General features: G+C 61.7%; 14 protein-coding genes and 1 tRNA gene. 6 read left to right on the top strand and 9 right to left on the bottom strand.

What is annotated here, in order from left to right:
- Window positions 1–178 precede the first annotated feature (178 nt).
- From IB279_RS08425 to IB279_RS08415, 3 genes are all read right to left on the bottom strand, one after another.
- Window positions 179–1,501, bottom strand: coding sequence for a homoserine dehydrogenase (locus IB279_RS08425; protein ID WP_034796566.1), 1,323 nt, complete (start codon window positions 1,499–1,501; stop codon window positions 179–181).
- An 88-nt stretch (window positions 1,502–1,589) separates the two neighbouring features.
- Window positions 1,590–2,807, bottom strand: coding sequence for an LL-diaminopimelate aminotransferase (locus IB279_RS08420; protein ID WP_034796568.1), 1,218 nt, complete (start codon window positions 2,805–2,807; stop codon window positions 1,590–1,592).
- Between the two features lie 126 nt (window positions 2,808–2,933).
- Window positions 2,934–3,242: a hypothetical protein gene (locus IB279_RS08415; protein ID WP_060583200.1), complete on the bottom strand. Its 309-nt coding sequence runs from the start codon at window positions 3,240–3,242 to the stop codon at window positions 2,934–2,936.
- 109 nt (window positions 3,243–3,351) lie between these two features.
- Between IB279_RS08415 and phaC the strand changes: the two genes are divergently transcribed.
- From phaC to radC, 4 genes are read left to right on the top strand one after another with little or no spacing between them, the layout of a single operon-like run.
- Entirely contained in the window at window positions 3,352–5,190 is a 1,839-nt protein-coding gene (gene phaC, locus IB279_RS08410) for a poly(3-hydroxyalkanoate) polymerase subunit PhaC (protein WP_060517017.1), read from the top strand.
- Window positions 5,191–5,209: 19 nt separating this feature from the next.
- Entirely contained in the window at window positions 5,210–5,929 is a 720-nt protein-coding gene (gene sfsA, locus IB279_RS08405; protein ID WP_113186989.1) for a DNA/RNA nuclease SfsA, read from the top strand.
- Between the two features lie 30 nt (window positions 5,930–5,959).
- Window positions 5,960–6,799 (top strand): type I methionyl aminopeptidase, encoded by an 840-nt coding sequence (map, locus tag IB279_RS08400; RefSeq protein ID WP_113186988.1) that lies wholly within the window; start codon window positions 5,960–5,962, stop codon window positions 6,797–6,799.
- Complete coding sequence (gene radC / locus IB279_RS08395) at window positions 6,796–7,584, top strand: DNA repair protein RadC (RefSeq protein ID WP_113186987.1); 789 nt, start codon at window positions 6,796–6,798, stop codon at window positions 7,582–7,584. Before map ends, radC begins: the two co-directional genes overlap by 4 nt.
- A gap of 84 nt (window positions 7,585–7,668) precedes the next feature.
- Here radC and IB279_RS08390 read toward each other — a convergent pair whose 3' ends face one another.
- Window positions 7,669–8,847, bottom strand: coding sequence for a putative zinc-binding metallopeptidase (locus IB279_RS08390; protein ID WP_192339141.1), 1,179 nt, complete (start codon window positions 8,845–8,847; stop codon window positions 7,669–7,671).
- 51 nt (window positions 8,848–8,898) lie between these two features.
- Window positions 8,899–9,888 (bottom strand): magnesium and cobalt transport protein CorA, encoded by a 990-nt coding sequence (locus IB279_RS08385; RefSeq protein ID WP_244546742.1) that lies wholly within the window; start codon window positions 9,886–9,888, stop codon window positions 8,899–8,901.
- Window positions 9,889–10,145: 257 nt separating this feature from the next.
- Here IB279_RS08385 and sthA point away from each other — a divergent pair, with 257 nt between their 5' ends.
- Window positions 10,146–11,561 (top strand): Si-specific NAD(P)(+) transhydrogenase, encoded by a 1,416-nt coding sequence (gene sthA / locus IB279_RS08380; RefSeq protein ID WP_034796590.1) that lies wholly within the window; start codon window positions 10,146–10,148, stop codon window positions 11,559–11,561.
- 190 nt (window positions 11,562–11,751) lie between these two features.
- Window positions 11,752–12,555, top strand: a complete 804-nt coding sequence (locus IB279_RS08375) for an endonuclease/exonuclease/phosphatase family protein (RefSeq protein WP_060607525.1) — start codon at window positions 11,752–11,754, stop codon at window positions 12,553–12,555.
- Window positions 12,556–12,732: 177 nt separating this feature from the next.
- Here IB279_RS08375 and tig read toward each other — a convergent pair whose 3' ends face one another.
- The 4 genes from tig to IB279_RS08355 form a co-directional block, all read right to left on the bottom strand.
- Window positions 12,733–14,211 (bottom strand): trigger factor, encoded by a 1,479-nt coding sequence (gene tig, locus IB279_RS08370; RefSeq protein WP_034796594.1) that lies wholly within the window; start codon window positions 14,209–14,211, stop codon window positions 12,733–12,735.
- A 179-nt stretch (window positions 14,212–14,390) separates the two neighbouring features.
- A tRNA-Leu gene (locus IB279_RS08365) sits at window positions 14,391–14,475 on the bottom strand.
- Window positions 14,476–14,658: 183 nt separating this feature from the next.
- Window positions 14,659–15,240, bottom strand: a complete 582-nt coding sequence (locus IB279_RS08360; protein ID WP_192339140.1) for a GDYXXLXY domain-containing protein — start codon at window positions 15,238–15,240, stop codon at window positions 14,659–14,661.
- Window positions 15,237–16,346, bottom strand: coding sequence for a DUF2157 domain-containing protein (locus tag IB279_RS08355; protein WP_113186984.1), 1,110 nt, complete (start codon window positions 16,344–16,346; stop codon window positions 15,237–15,239). The genes IB279_RS08360 and IB279_RS08355 overlap by 4 nt, the downstream gene beginning before the upstream one ends.
- Window positions 16,347–16,770 lie beyond the last annotated feature (424 nt).

Genomic DNA, 16,770 nt, shown 5'->3' with positions numbered 1-16,770 from the left:
GACCGTTTTTGGAACGGCATACACAGAGATCCACGTTTCGTAGGGGGTTGGGCCGCCGCAGGCGCCCAATTCCCAAAAAAGAAGCCTCGCCGGCTTGCTTGCGCGGCGAGGCTTCTAATTTGTTGGCCACAAACGGCACTGCGCACCGTCATGCCGAACGGCCCGAGGTCGTTCGCCGTCAGTTTGCCTTCGGGCGTTCGATGCGAATGACCTGCGGCTCGCCGACGAGGTAGCCCTCGCCCTTGATCGCCTTGATCGCATCGCGAACGGAGTGCTCCGATGTCGCGTGCGTGACCAAGATGATCGTCTGCGGCTCGCCCGTGTCCATCAGATGCTTCGAATGCTGCATGATCGATTCCAGCGAGATGCCGTTGTCGGCCATGCGGGTCGCGATGCTGGCGAAGACGCCGGTGCGGTCAACGACCTTCAGGCGGATGAAGTAGCCGCCCTCGTGGCTCTGGATCTGCGCGCGCTTATAGGGCAGCAGCGCATTGGTCGGACGGCCGAAGGCCGGAACGTGCTGGGCGCCCGGGCGGCTCTTGGCAATGTCGGCGATATCGCCGAGCACGGCCGACGCCGTCGCGTTGCCGCCGGCACCCGGGCCGACCATCAGGAGCTCGCCGAGAATGTCGGATTCGATCGCAACGGCATTGGTCACGCCATCGACCTGGGCGATGACGGAATCGTAAGGCACCATCGTCGGATGGACGCGCTGCTCGATGCCGCTTTCGGTGCGCTGGGCGACACCGAGGAGCTTGATGCGGTAACCGAGATCGGCGGCTGCATGAATGTCGTCGATCGAGATATTGGTGATGCCTTCGAGGTAGATGTCGTCGGCAGCGATCGCCGTACCGAATGCAAGGCTCGTCAGGATCGACAGCTTGTGCGCCGTGTCGTTGCCCTCAATGTCGAAGGCCGGATCGGCTTCGGCATAGCCGAGGCGCTGCGCCTCCTTGAGGCAGGCTTCGAAGGAAAGCTGTTCCTTCTCCATCTTCGTCAGGATGTAGTTGCAGGTGCCGTTCATGATCCCATAGACGCGCGAGATCGTATTGCCGGTCATGGATTCGCGCAGCGCCTTGATGACGGGGATCCCGCCGGCAACAGCCGCTTCGTAGTTGAGCAGCGCGCCCTTCTCCTCGGCGATCTTGGCAAGTTCGATGCCATGGGCAGCCAGCAGCGCCTTGTTGGCGGTCACCACATGAATGCCGCGCTGCAGCGCCGCCTTGACGGCCGAATAGGCCGGATCGCCGGCACCGCCCATCAGTTCGACGAAAACGTCGATATCGGCGTCACGCGCAAGCGAAATGGCATCGTCGAACCAGGCGGTCTTCGAAAGATCGACGCCGCGGTCCCTGTTGCGGTCGCGCGCCGTTACGGCCGTGGTCTCGATTGCCCGTCCGCACGTTGTCGCAAGCATCTCGTGACGATCCTGGAGGATTCGCACGAGCGAGGCACCGACGGTACCCAAGCCCGCAATGCCGATTTTGAGGGCATCTGCCATAGCCATTTCCTAACATGTAGAGGGCGCGCCGCGAGAACAGCGGGGCCAGTGTGGAAGGAGGCGCGCGTCAAGCACGCCTCCCGACTTCTTACCTATGAGCGTTGAGCGAGATGACGTTGTGCATCGTCTCGTCGGCGGTCGACAGGAACTTCTTGATGTTGCGCGCCGCCTGGCGGATGCGGTGCTCGTTCTCGACGAGAGCGAGGCGCACGTAGTCGTCGCCCTGTTCGCCGAAGCCGATGCCCGGGGCCACAGCGACATCCGCCTTCTCGACGAGGAGCTTCGAGAATTCGAGCGAGCCCAGATGACGGAACTTCTCCGGGATCTTTGCCCAGGCAAACATCGTCGCTGCCGGCGGCGGTACTTCGAAGCCGGCCTTGCCGAAGCTGTCGACCATCACGTCGCGGCGGCGCTTGTAGATGTTGCGCACTTCGGCGATGTCGCTGCCGTCGCCGTTCAGCGCCTGGGTGGCGGCCACCTGGATCGGCGTGAAGGCGCCATAGTCGAGGTAGGATTTCACGCGTGTCAGTGCTGCGATCAGCCGCTCGTTGCCGACGGCAAAGCCCATGCGCCAGCCCGGCATCGAGAAGGTCTTCGACATCGAGGTGAACTCGACCGTGCAGTCGATCGCGCCCGGAACTTCCAGCACCGACGGCGGCGGCGCGTCGTTGAAGTAGATCTCCGAATAGGCAAGGTCCGAAAGCACGATGATGTCGTGCTTTTTCGCAAAGGCGATCACGTCCTTATAGAAGTCGAGCGTCGCAACCTGCGCCGTCGGGTTCGACGGATAGTTGAGGATCAGCGCCAGTGGCTTGGGGATCGAGTGGCGCACTGCGCGTTCCAGCGGCCCGAAGAAGGTTTCGTCCGGCTCGACCGAGATCGAGCGGATGACGCCGCCTGCCATCAGGAAGCCGAAGGCGTGGATCGGATAGGTGGGGTTCGGGCACAGAATGACGTCGCCAGGTGCGGTGATCGCCTGCGCCATGTTGGCGAAGCCTTCCTTCGAGCCAAGGGTAGCGACGACCTGGGTATCCGGGTTGAGCTTGACGCCGAAGCGGCGGGCGTAATAGGCGGCCTGGGCACGACGCAGCCCGGGAATGCCCTTCGACGACGAATAACGATGCGTGCGCGGGTCCTGAACGGCCTCGCAGAGCTTGTCGACAATCGACTGTGGTGTGGGTAGATCCGGATTGCCCATGCCGAGGTCGATGATGTCAGCACCGGCCGCTCGCGCGCTTGCTTTCAAACGGTTGACCTGTTCGAAAACATAGGGCGGCAAACGCCGGACTTTGTGAAACTCTTCCATCTCCAAACCTCGTTTGGCGCACGCTCCCGCCAGCGGCTCAAGCCTTTGCGAAACCGTGCGCTGTGGTGAACGGCCGTCCATGCGGCCATTGAACGCTTTGCGTCCAAATCACCGGAAAGGCAAGCGCTAATTCTGGATCTCTTTCAGCGTGTCGGCGCCGTGCTGTTCGGCCAGCGCGCGCATTTCTTTCAGGCGACGCTGATACTCGGCTTCGGAGATCGCGCCGGACTTGCGTGCAGCGCCGAGAGAGCTCAGGCGCGCCTGCATGCTTGCCGCTTCATCGTTGGTCATCTGCGACGTTGCGGCCGGCTTCTGGCCGTAAACCGACGGATAGTTCTCGAAGTTGGTCCCCTGGCTGTTGCAGCCTGCAAGCGTGCCGAGCAGAACGATCCCGGCAACCCAGGTGATGGAACGCTGTTTTCCGACGGCAAGCATACTGGAGACGACCTCTATTTTGATGGCGCGACGATGCGCTAGCCCTTGTAATCATTTTCGGGCAGAATGTAAAAATACAAAACAAACAAGATGCTGTGGAGGACGCCGGGTGACAGCAGAGAGGAATGCGGAAGGCAAGGACGGCTACGCAGGCTTCGATCCCAAATCCGTCGAACCTTATATCGTCAAGGATCCGGAAAGCCTCGCAGTCAACCTCGCCCGCGCCATGGAACAGCTTGGCAAAGCGGCTTCCGCCTGGCTGGCGCCGCGGGAATCGGGCCAGAAGTCCGATACCTTCGCCGAACCCGTCACCGACATGGTCAAGACGCTGTCCAAGGTCTCGGAGTACTGGCTTTCCGATCCGCGCCGCACGCTCGAAGCGCAGACTCACTTGATGGGCAGCTTCTTCGAGATCTGGTCGCGCACGCTGCACCGCATGTCCGGCGAAGAGACGGCGGAGCCGGCCGGCCTCCAGCGCAACGACAAGAGATTTACCGACGAGGACTGGGTGAAGAACCCGTTCTTCGACTTCATTCGCCAGGCCTATTTCGTAACGTCGGACTGGGCCGAGCGCATGGTCGAAGACGCCGAGGGGCTCGACGACCACACGAAACACAAGGCTGCTTTCTACGTTCGCCAGGTTTCGAGCGCGCTGTCTCCGACCAACTTCGTCACCACCAATCCGCAGCTCTACCGCGAGACGGTTGCCTCAAGCGGCGCCAATCTGGTCAAGGGCATGCAGATGTTTGCCGAGGACATCGCCGCCGGTCGCGGCGACCTCAAGCTCCGGCAAACCGACACCAGCAAGTTTGCGATCGGCGAGAATATCGCGATGACGCCGGGCAAGGTCATCGCCCAGAGCGACGTCTGCCAGGTGCTGCAATATGAGGCGACGACGGAAACCGTGCTGAAGCGGCCGTTGCTGATCTGCCCGCCCTGGATCAACAAATTCTACGTGCTCGATCTCAACCCGCAGAAATCCTTCATCAAATGGGCGGTCGATCAGGGACACACGGTCTTCGTCATCTCCTGGGTGAACCCGGACGAACGGCACGCGACCAAGGACTGGGAAGCCTATGCCCGCGAAGGCATCGGCTTTGCGCTCGATATCGTCGAGCAGGCCACCGGTGAGCGGGAAGTCAACGCCATCGGCTATTGCGTCGGCGGCACCCTGCTTGCCGCGACGCTCGCATTGCATGCTGCCGAGGGCGACGATCGCATCCGCTCGGCGACACTGTTCACGACGCAGGTCGATTTCACTCACGCTGGCGACCTCAAGGTCTTCGTCGACGAGGACCAGATAAGCCAGATCGAACAGAACATGAGCGTGACCGGCTATCTCGACGGCTCGAAGATGGCGACCGCCTTCAACATGCTGCGCGCCTCGGAGTTGATCTGGCCCTACTTCGTCAACAACTACCTCAAGGGCCAGGAACCCCTGCCCTTCGACCTGCTCTACTGGAACTCCGATTCGACGCGGATGCCGGCCGCCAACCATTCCTTCTATCTGCGCAACTGCTACCTCGATAACAAGCTTTCGAAGGGCGAGATGGTTCTTGCCGGCAAGCAGGTATCGCTCGGCGACGTGAAGATCCCGATCTACAATCTCGCGACCAAGGAAGACCACATCGCCCCGCCGCGCTCTGTATTTCTCGGCAGCGCTTCGTTCGGCGGCAAGGTCACCTATGTTCTCTCGGGTTCGGGCCACATTGCCGGCGTCGTCAATCCGCCGGACAAGGGCAAGTATCAGTTCTGGACCGGAGGCGCGCCCACGGGTGACTTCGACGATTGGTTCAAGGCCGCCAAGGAAACACCGGGATCCTGGTGGCCGCATTGGCACCAATGGATCGAGAAACTCGACAAGCGACGCGTTGCGCCCCGCAAGCCGGGCGGTCCGCTGAACTCGCTCGAGGAAGCGCCGGGCTCCTACGTACGCGCCCGCGCCTGAATCATTCGCAGGACCTGCCTTGATCTTCGATCCTCCGCTGACGACCGCAATCCTTGTGCAGCGCTACAAGCGCTTTCTCTTCGATGCCCTGTTGCCTGATGGCACGGCCATGACCGGATCCTGCCCCAATACGGGATCGATGCGCGGGCTGACGACACCCGGTTCACGCATCTGGATGTCGGAACACGACAGCCCGACGCGGAAGTACCGCCACATGCTGGAAATCGTTGAAGCCGACGGAACCATGGTCGGCATCAACACCGGCCTGCCCAACCGGCTTGCGGAAGAAGCCATCCGGTTGGGGCTCGTTTCCGACCTGCATACCTATGAGCATAGTGCACGCGAGCAGAAATACGGACGCAACTCGCGCATCGACATTCTCCTCAGCGATCCCGAGCGCGGCCGTGCCTATGTCGAAGTCAAGAACGTGCATTTCAGCCGCTCGCCCGGTCTTTCCGAATTTCCTGACAGTCCGACGACGCGGGGGGCGAAACATCTCGACGAACTCGGTGATATGGTTGAGGCCGGTCACCGCGCGGTGATGATCTATCTCGTGCAGCGCGACGATTGTGACCGGTTGAGGATCTGCCGCGAGTTCGATCCCGCCTATGCGCGCGCATTCGACCGCGCGATGTCACGTGGGGTTGAGGCCTATGCGGTCAAATGTCAGGTTTCGCCAACGCAAATCCACCCAACCGGATTGATGACAGTGGACGAAGCGGCCCTCGCTGCTCTATGAAATCCGACTGGAACAACTGAAAGCTTTGGAATGGTGACTTACATCGAGGCAGGGTCTGCGCCCTACAAGAACACCGGCGTAATCCGGCTCTATGGACCGGAAGGTTTCGAGGGCATGCGAAGGGCCTGCCAGGTGACTGCGCGTTGTCTGGACGAGCTCGTCTCGCGGGTACAGCCGGGCGTCACCACCGACGAGATCGACCGGTTCGTCTTCGAGTTCGGCATGGACAATGGCGCGCTGCCGGCGACGCTCAACTATCGCGGCTACACGAAATCGTCCTGCACCTCGATCAACCACGTCGTCTGCCACGGCATCCCGAACGACAAGCCGCTGCGCGAGGGCGATATCGTCAACATCGACGTCACCTACGTCGTCGATGGCTGGCATGGCGATTCGAGCCGGATGTATCCGGTCGGCGAGATCAAGCGTGCGGCCGAGCGACTGCTCGACGTCACCCACGAGAGCCTGATGCGCGGCATTGCCGCCGTGCGCCCTGGCGTCCGCACCGGCGCCATCGGTGAAGCGATCCAGGTCTATGCCGAAGCGGAGCGCTGCTCCGTCGTGCGCGATTTCTGCGGCCACGGCGTCGGCAAGCTCTTCCACGACGCACCGAACATCCTGCACTACGGCCGCGCCAATGAAGGCCCGGAACTGCGCGAGGGCATGATCTTCACCATCGAGCCGATGATCAATCTCGGCCGCCCGCATGTGAAGGTGCTCTCGGACGGCTGGACCGCCGTGACCCGCGACCGGTCGCTGTCGGCGCAATACGAGCACACGGTCGGGGTCACCGCCGATGGCTGCGAGATCTTCACGCTTTCGCCCGCCGGCCTGTTCAAGCCCGGCGTCAGCACGCTCGGCGCCGCATGACGAAACGCTCGATCTCCCCTGACGGCGATTTTGTGCCATCGGCGGACGAGAGGACGTTTTTTCCGCAATTGCAGTTAGATAACTCGCCGGCCGCCAAGAAGGCGCCGGCACCCGAGGCGCACTATCACGGTCATCGCGATCGCCTCAGGGCGCGCTACCGCGAAAGCGGCGATGCCGCACTCGCCGACTACGAAATCCTGGAAATGCTGCTGTTTCGGCTGATTCCACGCAAGGATACCAAGCCGATCGCCAAGGCTCTGCTCGCGCGCTTCGGCACGCTCGCCGGTGTCTTCGGCGCCCCGATCGCGCTGTTGCAGGAGGTGAGCGGTATCGGCGAGGCCGTCGCCCTCGACCTCAAGCTGATCTCCACAATTGGTCACCGCACGCTGAAGAGCGAACTTCGCCAGAAGCAGCTTCTCTCGTCCTGGAGCGCCGTCGTCGACTATTGCCACGCGGCGATGGCCTACGAGACGAAGGAACAGTTCCGCATCCTGTTCCTCGACAAGCGCAACACGCTGATTGCCGACGAGGTGCAGCAGAAAGGTACGATCGACCACACGCCGGTCTACCCGCGTGAAGTGGTCAAGCGCGCGCTGGAACTCTCGGCCACCGGGATCATCCTGGTCCACAACCATCCATCCGGCGATCCGACCCCGTCGCGCGCCGATATCGACATGACGAAGCTGATCGTCGAAACGGCGAAACCGCTGGGGATCGCCGTGCACGACCACATCATCATCGGCAAGGACGGCCACGTGAGCCTGAAAGGGCTGCGGCTGTTCTGAGCGCGCTGGCACCCAGCCGTTTCGCGCGGCGGAGGTAGCAGCCCGGTGGTGACGCCGCCCTGCCGCAAATAGTGGCGAAGGCGTTTACCCCAAAAAGCCGGCTTCGACAGACTCCGTCCCCGCCGAGCGTGAAGCCTCGATGACCATATGCACGAACTGCAGTTTCGCCACTGACGGTTTCGACATTACGAAGGGGTAGAAGTCCGGCTGGCCCAAGCTGCGCGCCAGTTCGTTAAGCACCATCGTCATTTCGATCCAGGAGTTCAACAGCGACAGAAACCCGTCGGCGCCGGTGTCGTCGGGCGCATACAAGGCGTCGCGCTCGAATGGCTCGACAATCGCTTCAAGATCCTCTGCATCGAGCCCAAAGCCGAGTGCCGTGCCCAGGCTATCGATCATATGCAGGTAATGCGCCCAAGTTTCGGCCCAGTCTTCCCAGGGATGTGTGGAAGCATAGGAACTGATGTACCGATCGGCCCAGTCTGGGGGTGCGCCATTCTCATAGTTCGCCTTCAATGCCGCCGCGTAATCGGCCCGCTCATCGCCGAACAGCGTGCGAAACGGCTCCAGCCAGGGTCCGTTGAAAACGAGCCGGTTCCAGTAGTAGTGACCGACCTCATGTCGAAGATGGCCCAGCAGCGTCCGATAGGGCTCGTACAATTCGAGCCGCATCTTCTCGCGCTGGACCGAATCCGCCTCCTCGATGTTGACCGTAATCAAACCGTCGGCATGCCCGGTCAGCACGCGCGGCCCGTTCGGTGGCGAACGCAGGAAATCGAACATCAGACCGTGTTTCTCGTCCTCGTCGACCTTGGACTTCACGGGCAAGCCGAGTGCCAGCAACTGCGACACGAGCCGCCGCTTCGCCACCTCAAGCAGACCCCAGTAACGGGCATTGTCCTCGCGATCGAGATTCGGAATTGTCCGGTTCAGCCGGCAGGCGATGCAAAGTTCCCCCGGTTCGCTGGCCATCAGCATCCAGTTGCACTGCGCCGGCGTGTCACGGTTGCCGCAATACTTCAGCAACGGCCGTTCCCCGCCTGCGGCCCAGATACCTGGCTGTGGGCCGGGGTCGAGCGGCAGCAGCGCATCTTCACCTGGCAGATATCCGAGTGGCGCCTGGCAGCTGTTACAAAACATGTTGCCGAAAAACACGTGACTGCCACAGCGACACACAAAGGTGCGCGAGTACCGCTTGGGTACGTCGCGGTGTTTCCAGTTCGTACCGATCAGATCGCCGAGCGTTTGCAGAAGGGTTGCCACCACATCCTCCGAGTTCGGGAATTGGTAAGGTCTGCCGGTCGGTGCTCCGGCCTAAAGCCATTTCGCGCGGCGGAAGAACCGGTAGAGCGTGCCGCAAAGACCGATGATCACTGCAAGGACGACGAAGTAGCCGTAGCGGAACTTCAGTTCCGGCATGTCGTCGAAGTTCATGCCGTAAATGCCGGCGATCGCCGTTGGCACCGCGAGGATCGCGGCCCAGGACGCGAGCTTGCGCGAGATTTCCGTCTGCTCGGATTGACCGACCATCAGGCTCGCCTCGAAGGTGAAGGCAAGAACCTCACGCAAAGCGTCGATATCCTCCTGAACGCGGCGCACGTGGTCCGTGACGTCGCGGAAGAGCGGCTGCAGTGCTGCATCCATGCCCGGTAGATCGATGTGCTCATGCCGTCGGCAGACGTCGACCAGCGGCACGACCGCGTTTCGCAGGCGCAAGAGATTGCGCCGCAGCAGATAGAGGCGTTCGATGTCGCCCTTGACCAGCCGCTCGCGCAGCAGCCGGTCTTCCAGTTCCTCGACCTCTTCGTGGATCGCCTCGATCACCGGCATGTAGTTGTCGACGATGAAATCGAGGATCGAATAGAGGATGTAGTTTTCGCCGTGGGCCAAGGCTGCAGGAGATGCTTCGCAGCGTTGGCGCACGGCCATGTAGGAGGTCGACGCGCCGTGCCGGACCGAGATGACGTAACCGCGCCCAACGAACAGATGCGTCTCGCCGAAGGCGATCTCGTCGCCAACCATATGCGCGGTGCGGGCGACGACGAAGATCGAGTCGCCATAGATCTCCAGTTTCGGCCGCTGGTGCGCCTTGCAGGCGTCCTCGATCGCCAGGTCATGCAGATCGAATTCCTGCTGGATCTGCCGCAACAGTTCCGCATCGGGCTCATGCAGGCCGATCCAGATCACTGTGCCCGGGCGGCCGCGCCACTTGCCTGCGTCTTCGATGCGGATATCGCGGACGCGCACGCCGTTCTCGTAGACCGCGGCCGCTACGACGCCCGGCTGCGGCTGCGAATGCGGCATGACGCCCTCAGCGCCAGACTGTGGCAAAGCCCTGTTCGTCAGCTCCAATCCCATCGTCAGCCTCCCAGGCAAATACGACACCGACGGGCTCCGCATGTCGTAACGAAGCCAAGCATACGCGCACTCCCTTATATATTCTCATCCGACTGTTTCGGCTATGAAAACCACTTCATCAAACCGTGCCATTGACGGTATAGAGGCTTGCGAGCGAGAGTTTTCGCAACGCACAACGATTCCACCTTCTAACGGAAACGCCTATGAACCAGTTCGATCTCATCGTTGTCGGAAGCGGACCTGCCGGCCGCCGCGGCGCCATCCAGGCAGCCAAGCTCGGCAAGAAGGTCCTCGTCATCGAACAGGGAAAACGCGTTGGCGGCGTTTCGGTTCACACCGGTACGATTCCCTCCAAGACGCTGCGCGAAACGGCGCTCAATCTTTCGGGCTGGCGCGAGCGCGGCTTTTACGGGCGCTCCTATCGCGTCAAGCAGGAGATAAGCGCCGATGACCTCCGGCAGCGGCTGATCATCACCCTCAATCATGAAGTCGAGGTTCTCGAACATCAGTTCGCGCGCAATCGCGTGCAGCAGATGCGCGGGAAAGCCAGCTTCGTCAATCCGACCACGCTCGAAGTCGTCAAGGACGACGGCGAGACCATGCTCGTGTCCGGCACCAGCATCATGCTTGCCGTCGGTACCAAGCCCTTCCGCCCGGATTACATGCCGTTCGACGGCAAGACTGTGCTCGACAGCGATGAACTGCTCGATATCGAGACCCTGCCGCGCTCCATGGTGGTGATCGGCGCCGGCGTCGTCGGCATCGAATACGCGACGATCTTCAGCGCGCTCGACACCCAGGTGACGGTTATCGATCCGAAGACGACGATGCTCGATTTCATCGACAAGGAAATCGTCGAAGACTTCATCTACCAGTTGCGTGACCGCAACATGAAGCTGCACCTCGGGCAGAAAGCCGACACGGTGGAGCGGCTCGACGATGGTAAGGTGCTGCTGACGCTCGACAACGGCCGCAAGATCACAACCGACATGGTGCTCTTTGCCGCGGGCCGCATGGGCGCCACCGATACGCTGAACCTGCCCGCAGCCGGGCTCGAAGCCGACAACCGAGGGCGCCTCAAGGTCAATCCCGAGACGTTCCAGACCTCCGTCCCAAACATCTACGCCGCCGGCGACGTCGTCGGCTTCCCGAGCCTCGCCTCAACCTCGATGGAACAGGGGCGCATCGCCGCCCGGGTCGCCATCGGCGCGATCGCGATGGAGCCGCAGAAATACTTCCCCTACGGCATCTACGCCGTGCCTGAGATCTCCACCTGCGGTCTCTCGGAAGAAGAGGTCAAGGAACGCGGCATCCCCTACGAATGCGGCATCGCCCGCTTCCGCGAGACCTCGCGCGGCCACATCATGGGGCTCGATTCCGGCCTGTTGAAGATGATCTTCTCGCTGAAGACCCGCCGCCTGCTCGGCGTGCATATCATCGGCGAAGGCGCGACAGAACTAGTGCATATCGGCCAGGCCGTGCTGAACCTCAAGGGCACGGTCGAGTACTTCGTCGAAAACACCTTCAACTACCCGACGCTGGCCGAGGCCTACAAGATCGCCGGCCTCGACGCCTGGAACCGTATGGGCGAGATCAAGCAGGAAGCGCCGAAAGCGTAAGCATCCAGCGACAGAGCTGACCGCCGTCAACGCTGACGGCGGCGGCCACGTGCCCAGAGGGCAACGATTTTGGTTCCGCGTTGCCGAACTGATCTCTCCGGGTTTGCCATCCCACAGACCGCATCTGAAATGCGCAGGACGCCGGAGAATCGGCTAGCTTCACCTCTCCCGATCAAGAGAGCCGAACACCATGCGCATCCTTTCGCTCAATGCCTGGGGCGGCAAGCTCCATTCGCCCTTGATGAAATATCTCGCCGATGTAGACGCCGATGTCCTGTGCCTGCAGGAGATCGCGCGATCACCGACGACCGAGGCCGAATGGCTGAGCTATCGCGATGCGGATGTGGAACTGCCGCAACGCGCCAACCTCTTCGACGAGATCGCCGCCGTACTACCGGGACATGATGGATTCTTCTGCCCGACCGCGCGAGGGACGCTCTTTGCTGGAGACACGCCCGTGGCATCGGAATTCGGTCTGGCAACATTCGTTCGGCAGGGCTATTCCGTCATCGGCCAGGCCCTCGGTTTCGTGCATGGCAGTTTTTCGCCCAACAGCTGGGGGCCGCATCCGCGTGCGCGCAACGCCCATTGCATTCGCCTGTTCGATCACGACGCCGGCACTCCCATCACCATCGCACAGATGCACGGCCTGCGGGAGGTCGGCGGCAAGAACGACAGTCCGGCACGCCGCGCGCAGGCGGAGGCGCTGGTAGGTCTCGTCCACCAGGTCTGGCCCGGAGACGAGCGGCTTGTCGTGTGCGGTGATTTCAATGTGCTCCCAGACAGCCAAACGTTTCAGACGCTCGGCCAGTTGGGGCTCGTCGACCTCGTTGTCACCCGCGGCCACACGGACACGCGCACATCGCACTATCTAAAGAGCGGCCGCTTTGCCGATTACATGCTGGCGAACGGTGCAGTCAGCGTCGCTCGCTTCGATGTCGTCGCAGAGCCCGAAGTCTCCGACCATCGCGCCCTCCTCCTCGACATCGCTTAGCGCGCCGCGGGTTTCACTGAGCCACGAAGTCGGTTCTGGCTCAATCAGCTGACACTTCCGTGTGTCGCTGAAAGCAGGATGCTCTCGGCCAGCGCTGGACGAAGAGCTCGCCTCCCGCAACGAAAAAGGCCCCGCCGCAAGCTGCAGGGCCTTTCGATTCCTAAGGCTTCGATCCGATTACTCGGCGCTGTCGTCAGCGGCCTTCTTCTTGGCCGGAGCCTTCTTCTTCGGAGCAGCGGCTTCTTCGCCTTCCGTGGCTTCAGCCTTGGCAGCGGCCTTCTTCTTGGCCGGAGCCTTCTTGGCAGCCTTGCCTTCAGTCTCTTCGTCGTCAGCCGTCAGCTCTTCCTTGGAAACCGTCTTGTCGGTTACCGAGATTTCGCCGAGCAGGTGGTCGACGACCTTTTCTTCGAACAGCGGAGCGCGCAGCGAAGCAGCAGCGCCGGGGGTGTTCTTGAAGTAGTCGAGGATCTGCTTCTCCTGGCCCGGGAACTGGCGGAGCTGTTCGAACAGCGAACGCTGCAGTTCGTCGTCGCTGACCTGAACGCCGGCCTTTTCACCGATTTCCGAGAGAACGAGGCCGAGGCGAACGCGACGCTCAGCGAGCTTGCGGTATTCAGCGCGGGCTTCTTCTTCGGTGGTTTCTTCGTCGGCGAAGGTCTTGCCGGCCTGCTGCAGGTCGGTGTTGATCTGGCGCCAGATGTTCTCGAATTCGGCCTCGACGAGGCGCTCCGGCGTTTCGAACTGGTAGAGTTCGTCGAGCTGGTCGAGGATCTGACGCTTGACCTTCTGACGGGTCAGGTTGCCGTACTGGCTTTCGATCTGGCCGCGGACGATTTCCTTCAGCTTGTCAGCCGATTCGAGGCCGAGCTTGGTGGCCAGTTCGTCGTTGATTTCGATGTCCTGGGCGCCAGCCACGTCCTTGACGGTGATGTCGAAGGTGGCTTCCTTGCCAGCAAGGTTTGCAGCCGGGTATTCAGCCGGGAAAGTCACGGTGATGACCTTCTCGTCGCCAGCCTTCAGGCCAACGAGCTGCTCTTCGAAGCCCGGGATGAAACGGTTGGAACCGAGAACCAGCTCAGCGTCTTCGTCCTTGCCGCCGTCGAAGGCGACGCCGTCGACCTTGCCGAGGTAATCGATGGTGACGCGGTCGCCGTTGGCGGCCTTGCCCTTCTTCGATTCGTAGCTGCGGGCGCTTTCGGCGATCTTCAGAATCTGCTCGTTGACTTCGTCTTCAGCGATCTCGACGACTTCGCGGGTCACCTTGATGCCGCTGACGTCCTTGAGTTCGATCGCCGGGATGATTTCGTAGGCAACGGTGAACTCGAGGTCGGCCTGAGCGTTGAGGATCTTGTCGGCTTCGGCCTCGTCCTCGGTCATCGCGATTTCCGGCTGGGTGGCCGACTTTTCGCCACGGCCCGACAGGATCTCGGTCGGCTTGTCGCGAACGATCTCGTTGACCAGGTCAGCCATGATCGACTTGCCGTAGACCTTCTTCAGATGCGCAACCGGCACCTTGCCGGGACGGAAGCCGTTGATCTTCACACGGTCCTTCACTTCGGCCAGACGCTCGTTCATCCGAGCTTCCATGTCCTTGGCCGGGATAACGACCTTGAGTTCGCGCTTCAGCCCTTGAGCGAGCGTTTCGATAACCTGCATGTTCAAACCTTCATTTCACGTTGACTGTGCTCTTCCCCTTCGAAAGGTCTGGCGAGCACGTGAGCCGATCCATTTGCCGGGAGTGGCTTTACGCAGTTCTGCAACCGTTTTGCAAGCAAAATGGCACTCCAGCCCCCCTCATCCTCGCAGAATCCGGACTTTGGGCGCGATCGCTGATCTGGTGCGGGTAGAGAGACTTGAACTCCCACGCCTTACGGCACCAGAACCTAAATCTGGCGTGTCTACCAATTTCACCATACCCGCGTTCAGACAATCGCACCGCCTGACCGTATTCCCGCAAGACCAACCAGCGGAATACCGCGGATAGAATGGGCATGCTGAAAGTTCAGGGCTTTCCCGAGCGCGGCGTCTCTATATCACTCGTTTTCGCGGGATCAAAGGGAAAATGCGGGAATTCCACGACCAAGCCGGTTGGCACGGCGTGCCTCAATAGAGAGGCTCCTCATAGACCGGGCTGCCATTGACCGCGATCTCGCGGATCTGGGCCTTTCCCTTGGCGTCCACGCGGATATTGACGGAGAGCGCCTCGGCGTTGCGCGCCTCCTCCAGCGTCCGTCCCTCGCCTTCCGGCACATAGAAACGCTCGATCCCGTATTCTACATTGACGGACGAGAGCGCAGACGAGGGATAGTAGGTAAATGGCAGAGAGCGAAGGACGACGCAGTCGCCGGCAGGGCTAAGCGGCGCGAAGGACGCTTCGGTCGCCGCCCAGAAGCCGTCAAGCTGCCTTTCCAGCCGAACGTAGACCTCAGCCTCTTCCGACTGCTTCGGCGTATCGCCCTTGAACAATTCCGGCTGGAGCCTTGAAATGTCGTAGCTCAAGATGACGTAGTCGCCCCGAAGCAGATCGCGGGGATCGACAGGCACGGTCTTCAACCGCACGTCACGGCCGCTTCTGAGGATCGAGGCCCTGCTCTCGATCATATAGCCAAGTGCCGCCGTCTGTACGCCCGCAACCAGCAGGGCCGCCAGCAATGGGTTCAACCAACGGGTCTTTGCGGTGGTCATCGTGGCGCCTCCGTCCCGCGCGCATTTGCCAAGTGCCCCTCGATGCGGATGACGAGCCAGGCGATGCCGGCAACCACCAATCCGGAGATCAGGAAGAAGCCGGAGGTGCCGAGCATGGAGCCGAGGGTTTCGAAGGCGAGATAGAGAAGCTCACCGGCAAAGGCGACGTAGCCGAGATAGCGCACGGCGCCGTTCTGCGCCCCGGCAAGCGCGATCCCAAGGAGGGCCACCAGCAGCGTGCCCGCCCCGGTCGCGACCTCCGTTGTCACTCCGACGGCTTCGAATTGAAGGGCGGTAAAACCGAGCAAGGCGAGCGCGAAGGAATAGAAAGCGGGCGCCGAACCGGCATCGACCGCCAGGGCGCGAAGCGGAGAGCCTGGCAGCGTCGCCGCCAGAAAGGCCACGAGGCCGAACGCCGCAAGGCCACCTGCAAAGGCAAGCGACGCGTTGTCGAGGTAAAGCCAGGCCAGCCACGACAGGACCAGCAGATAGGCGAGATGACGGGCCCGGTCGGCGGCCGTGAGGCGCACCAGCAGAACGACGATCACCGCGAGCGCCGGGACGGACCACACGCGCCAGTCCGGCGTGGCGCCGAACCCATTGTCCTGCAGCACCGTTCCGAAATAGAACCAGGCAAGCCCACCCGCAACTGCGGTCATTGCTGCTGAGCGAAATGCCAAGGCAGAGAGGACGGCGCCGGCAAACCACAGCAGCGCGGCATCGGCCGCGTCACCCGACAGGTGATACATCTGCCCGATCAGCGCGATGCCGCCCCCAAAGGCGGCCACCCCCAGAACGAGGGCCGCTGCGGCAAGCGTCGTGCGGCCGGTCTGGGTCAGCCAGGCAGCGGCGAAATGAAAGCCCCAGACCAGAGCGACGATGCCGGCCACCCGCGCAAGGCGTGGCAGCGCCTCCCAGTTGGCGGCGACAAGCAGCAGGATTGAGGCGGACAACAGGAGTGCGGCGAGAATGAGCAGGACGCGCCCTGCCCGGAACGTGGACTCGCGACCGTCATATTCGGCCAGCATTGCGCGTGCTGCATTCTCCTGCAGCAGCCCCTTGTCCATCCAGTGCTTGAAGTCTCGTTCGAGACGCGCGCGGTACATCCTGCCCCCAGCCTAGAATCCGATGCTTGAAATGGTCCGGTTCAGCTCCCAACTAATCACGTATCGGCGCGGAAACACAATCGCTCACTCGCGACTGCGCACCAAACCGATGAGGACGAACGAACGGCTTGCGCAATGCGCATATCTTCCATGCAGATATTGCACTGCACAAATCGATTTAAAGGTCCTATATTCAAATCATCAAAGGCGAACGAAGGCATGAAGCCAGACGGTCGCCAGCGGAAATGGCCAGCCGCCTCAGTTTGCTGAGAAAGGCCCGGGTAAAACCGACGGAATTCGGACGAGCGCACTCCTCCTCCCAGCGCTCTTCCGATCAGATTGGCAACACGCCTCCTCCCAGTTGCCAATCACCCCTAATGACGCTCGCTGGACCTCCTCCCCCAGCGGGCGTTATTCTTTTCAG

The sequence above is a fragment of the Ensifer sp. ENS06 genome (assembly GCF_014852205.1).
Lineage (GTDB): Bacteria > Pseudomonadota > Alphaproteobacteria > Rhizobiales > Rhizobiaceae > Ensifer > Ensifer adhaerens.
Note: the sequence above shows the minus strand (reverse complement) of the source record. Positions and strands in the feature narration are given on the sequence as shown.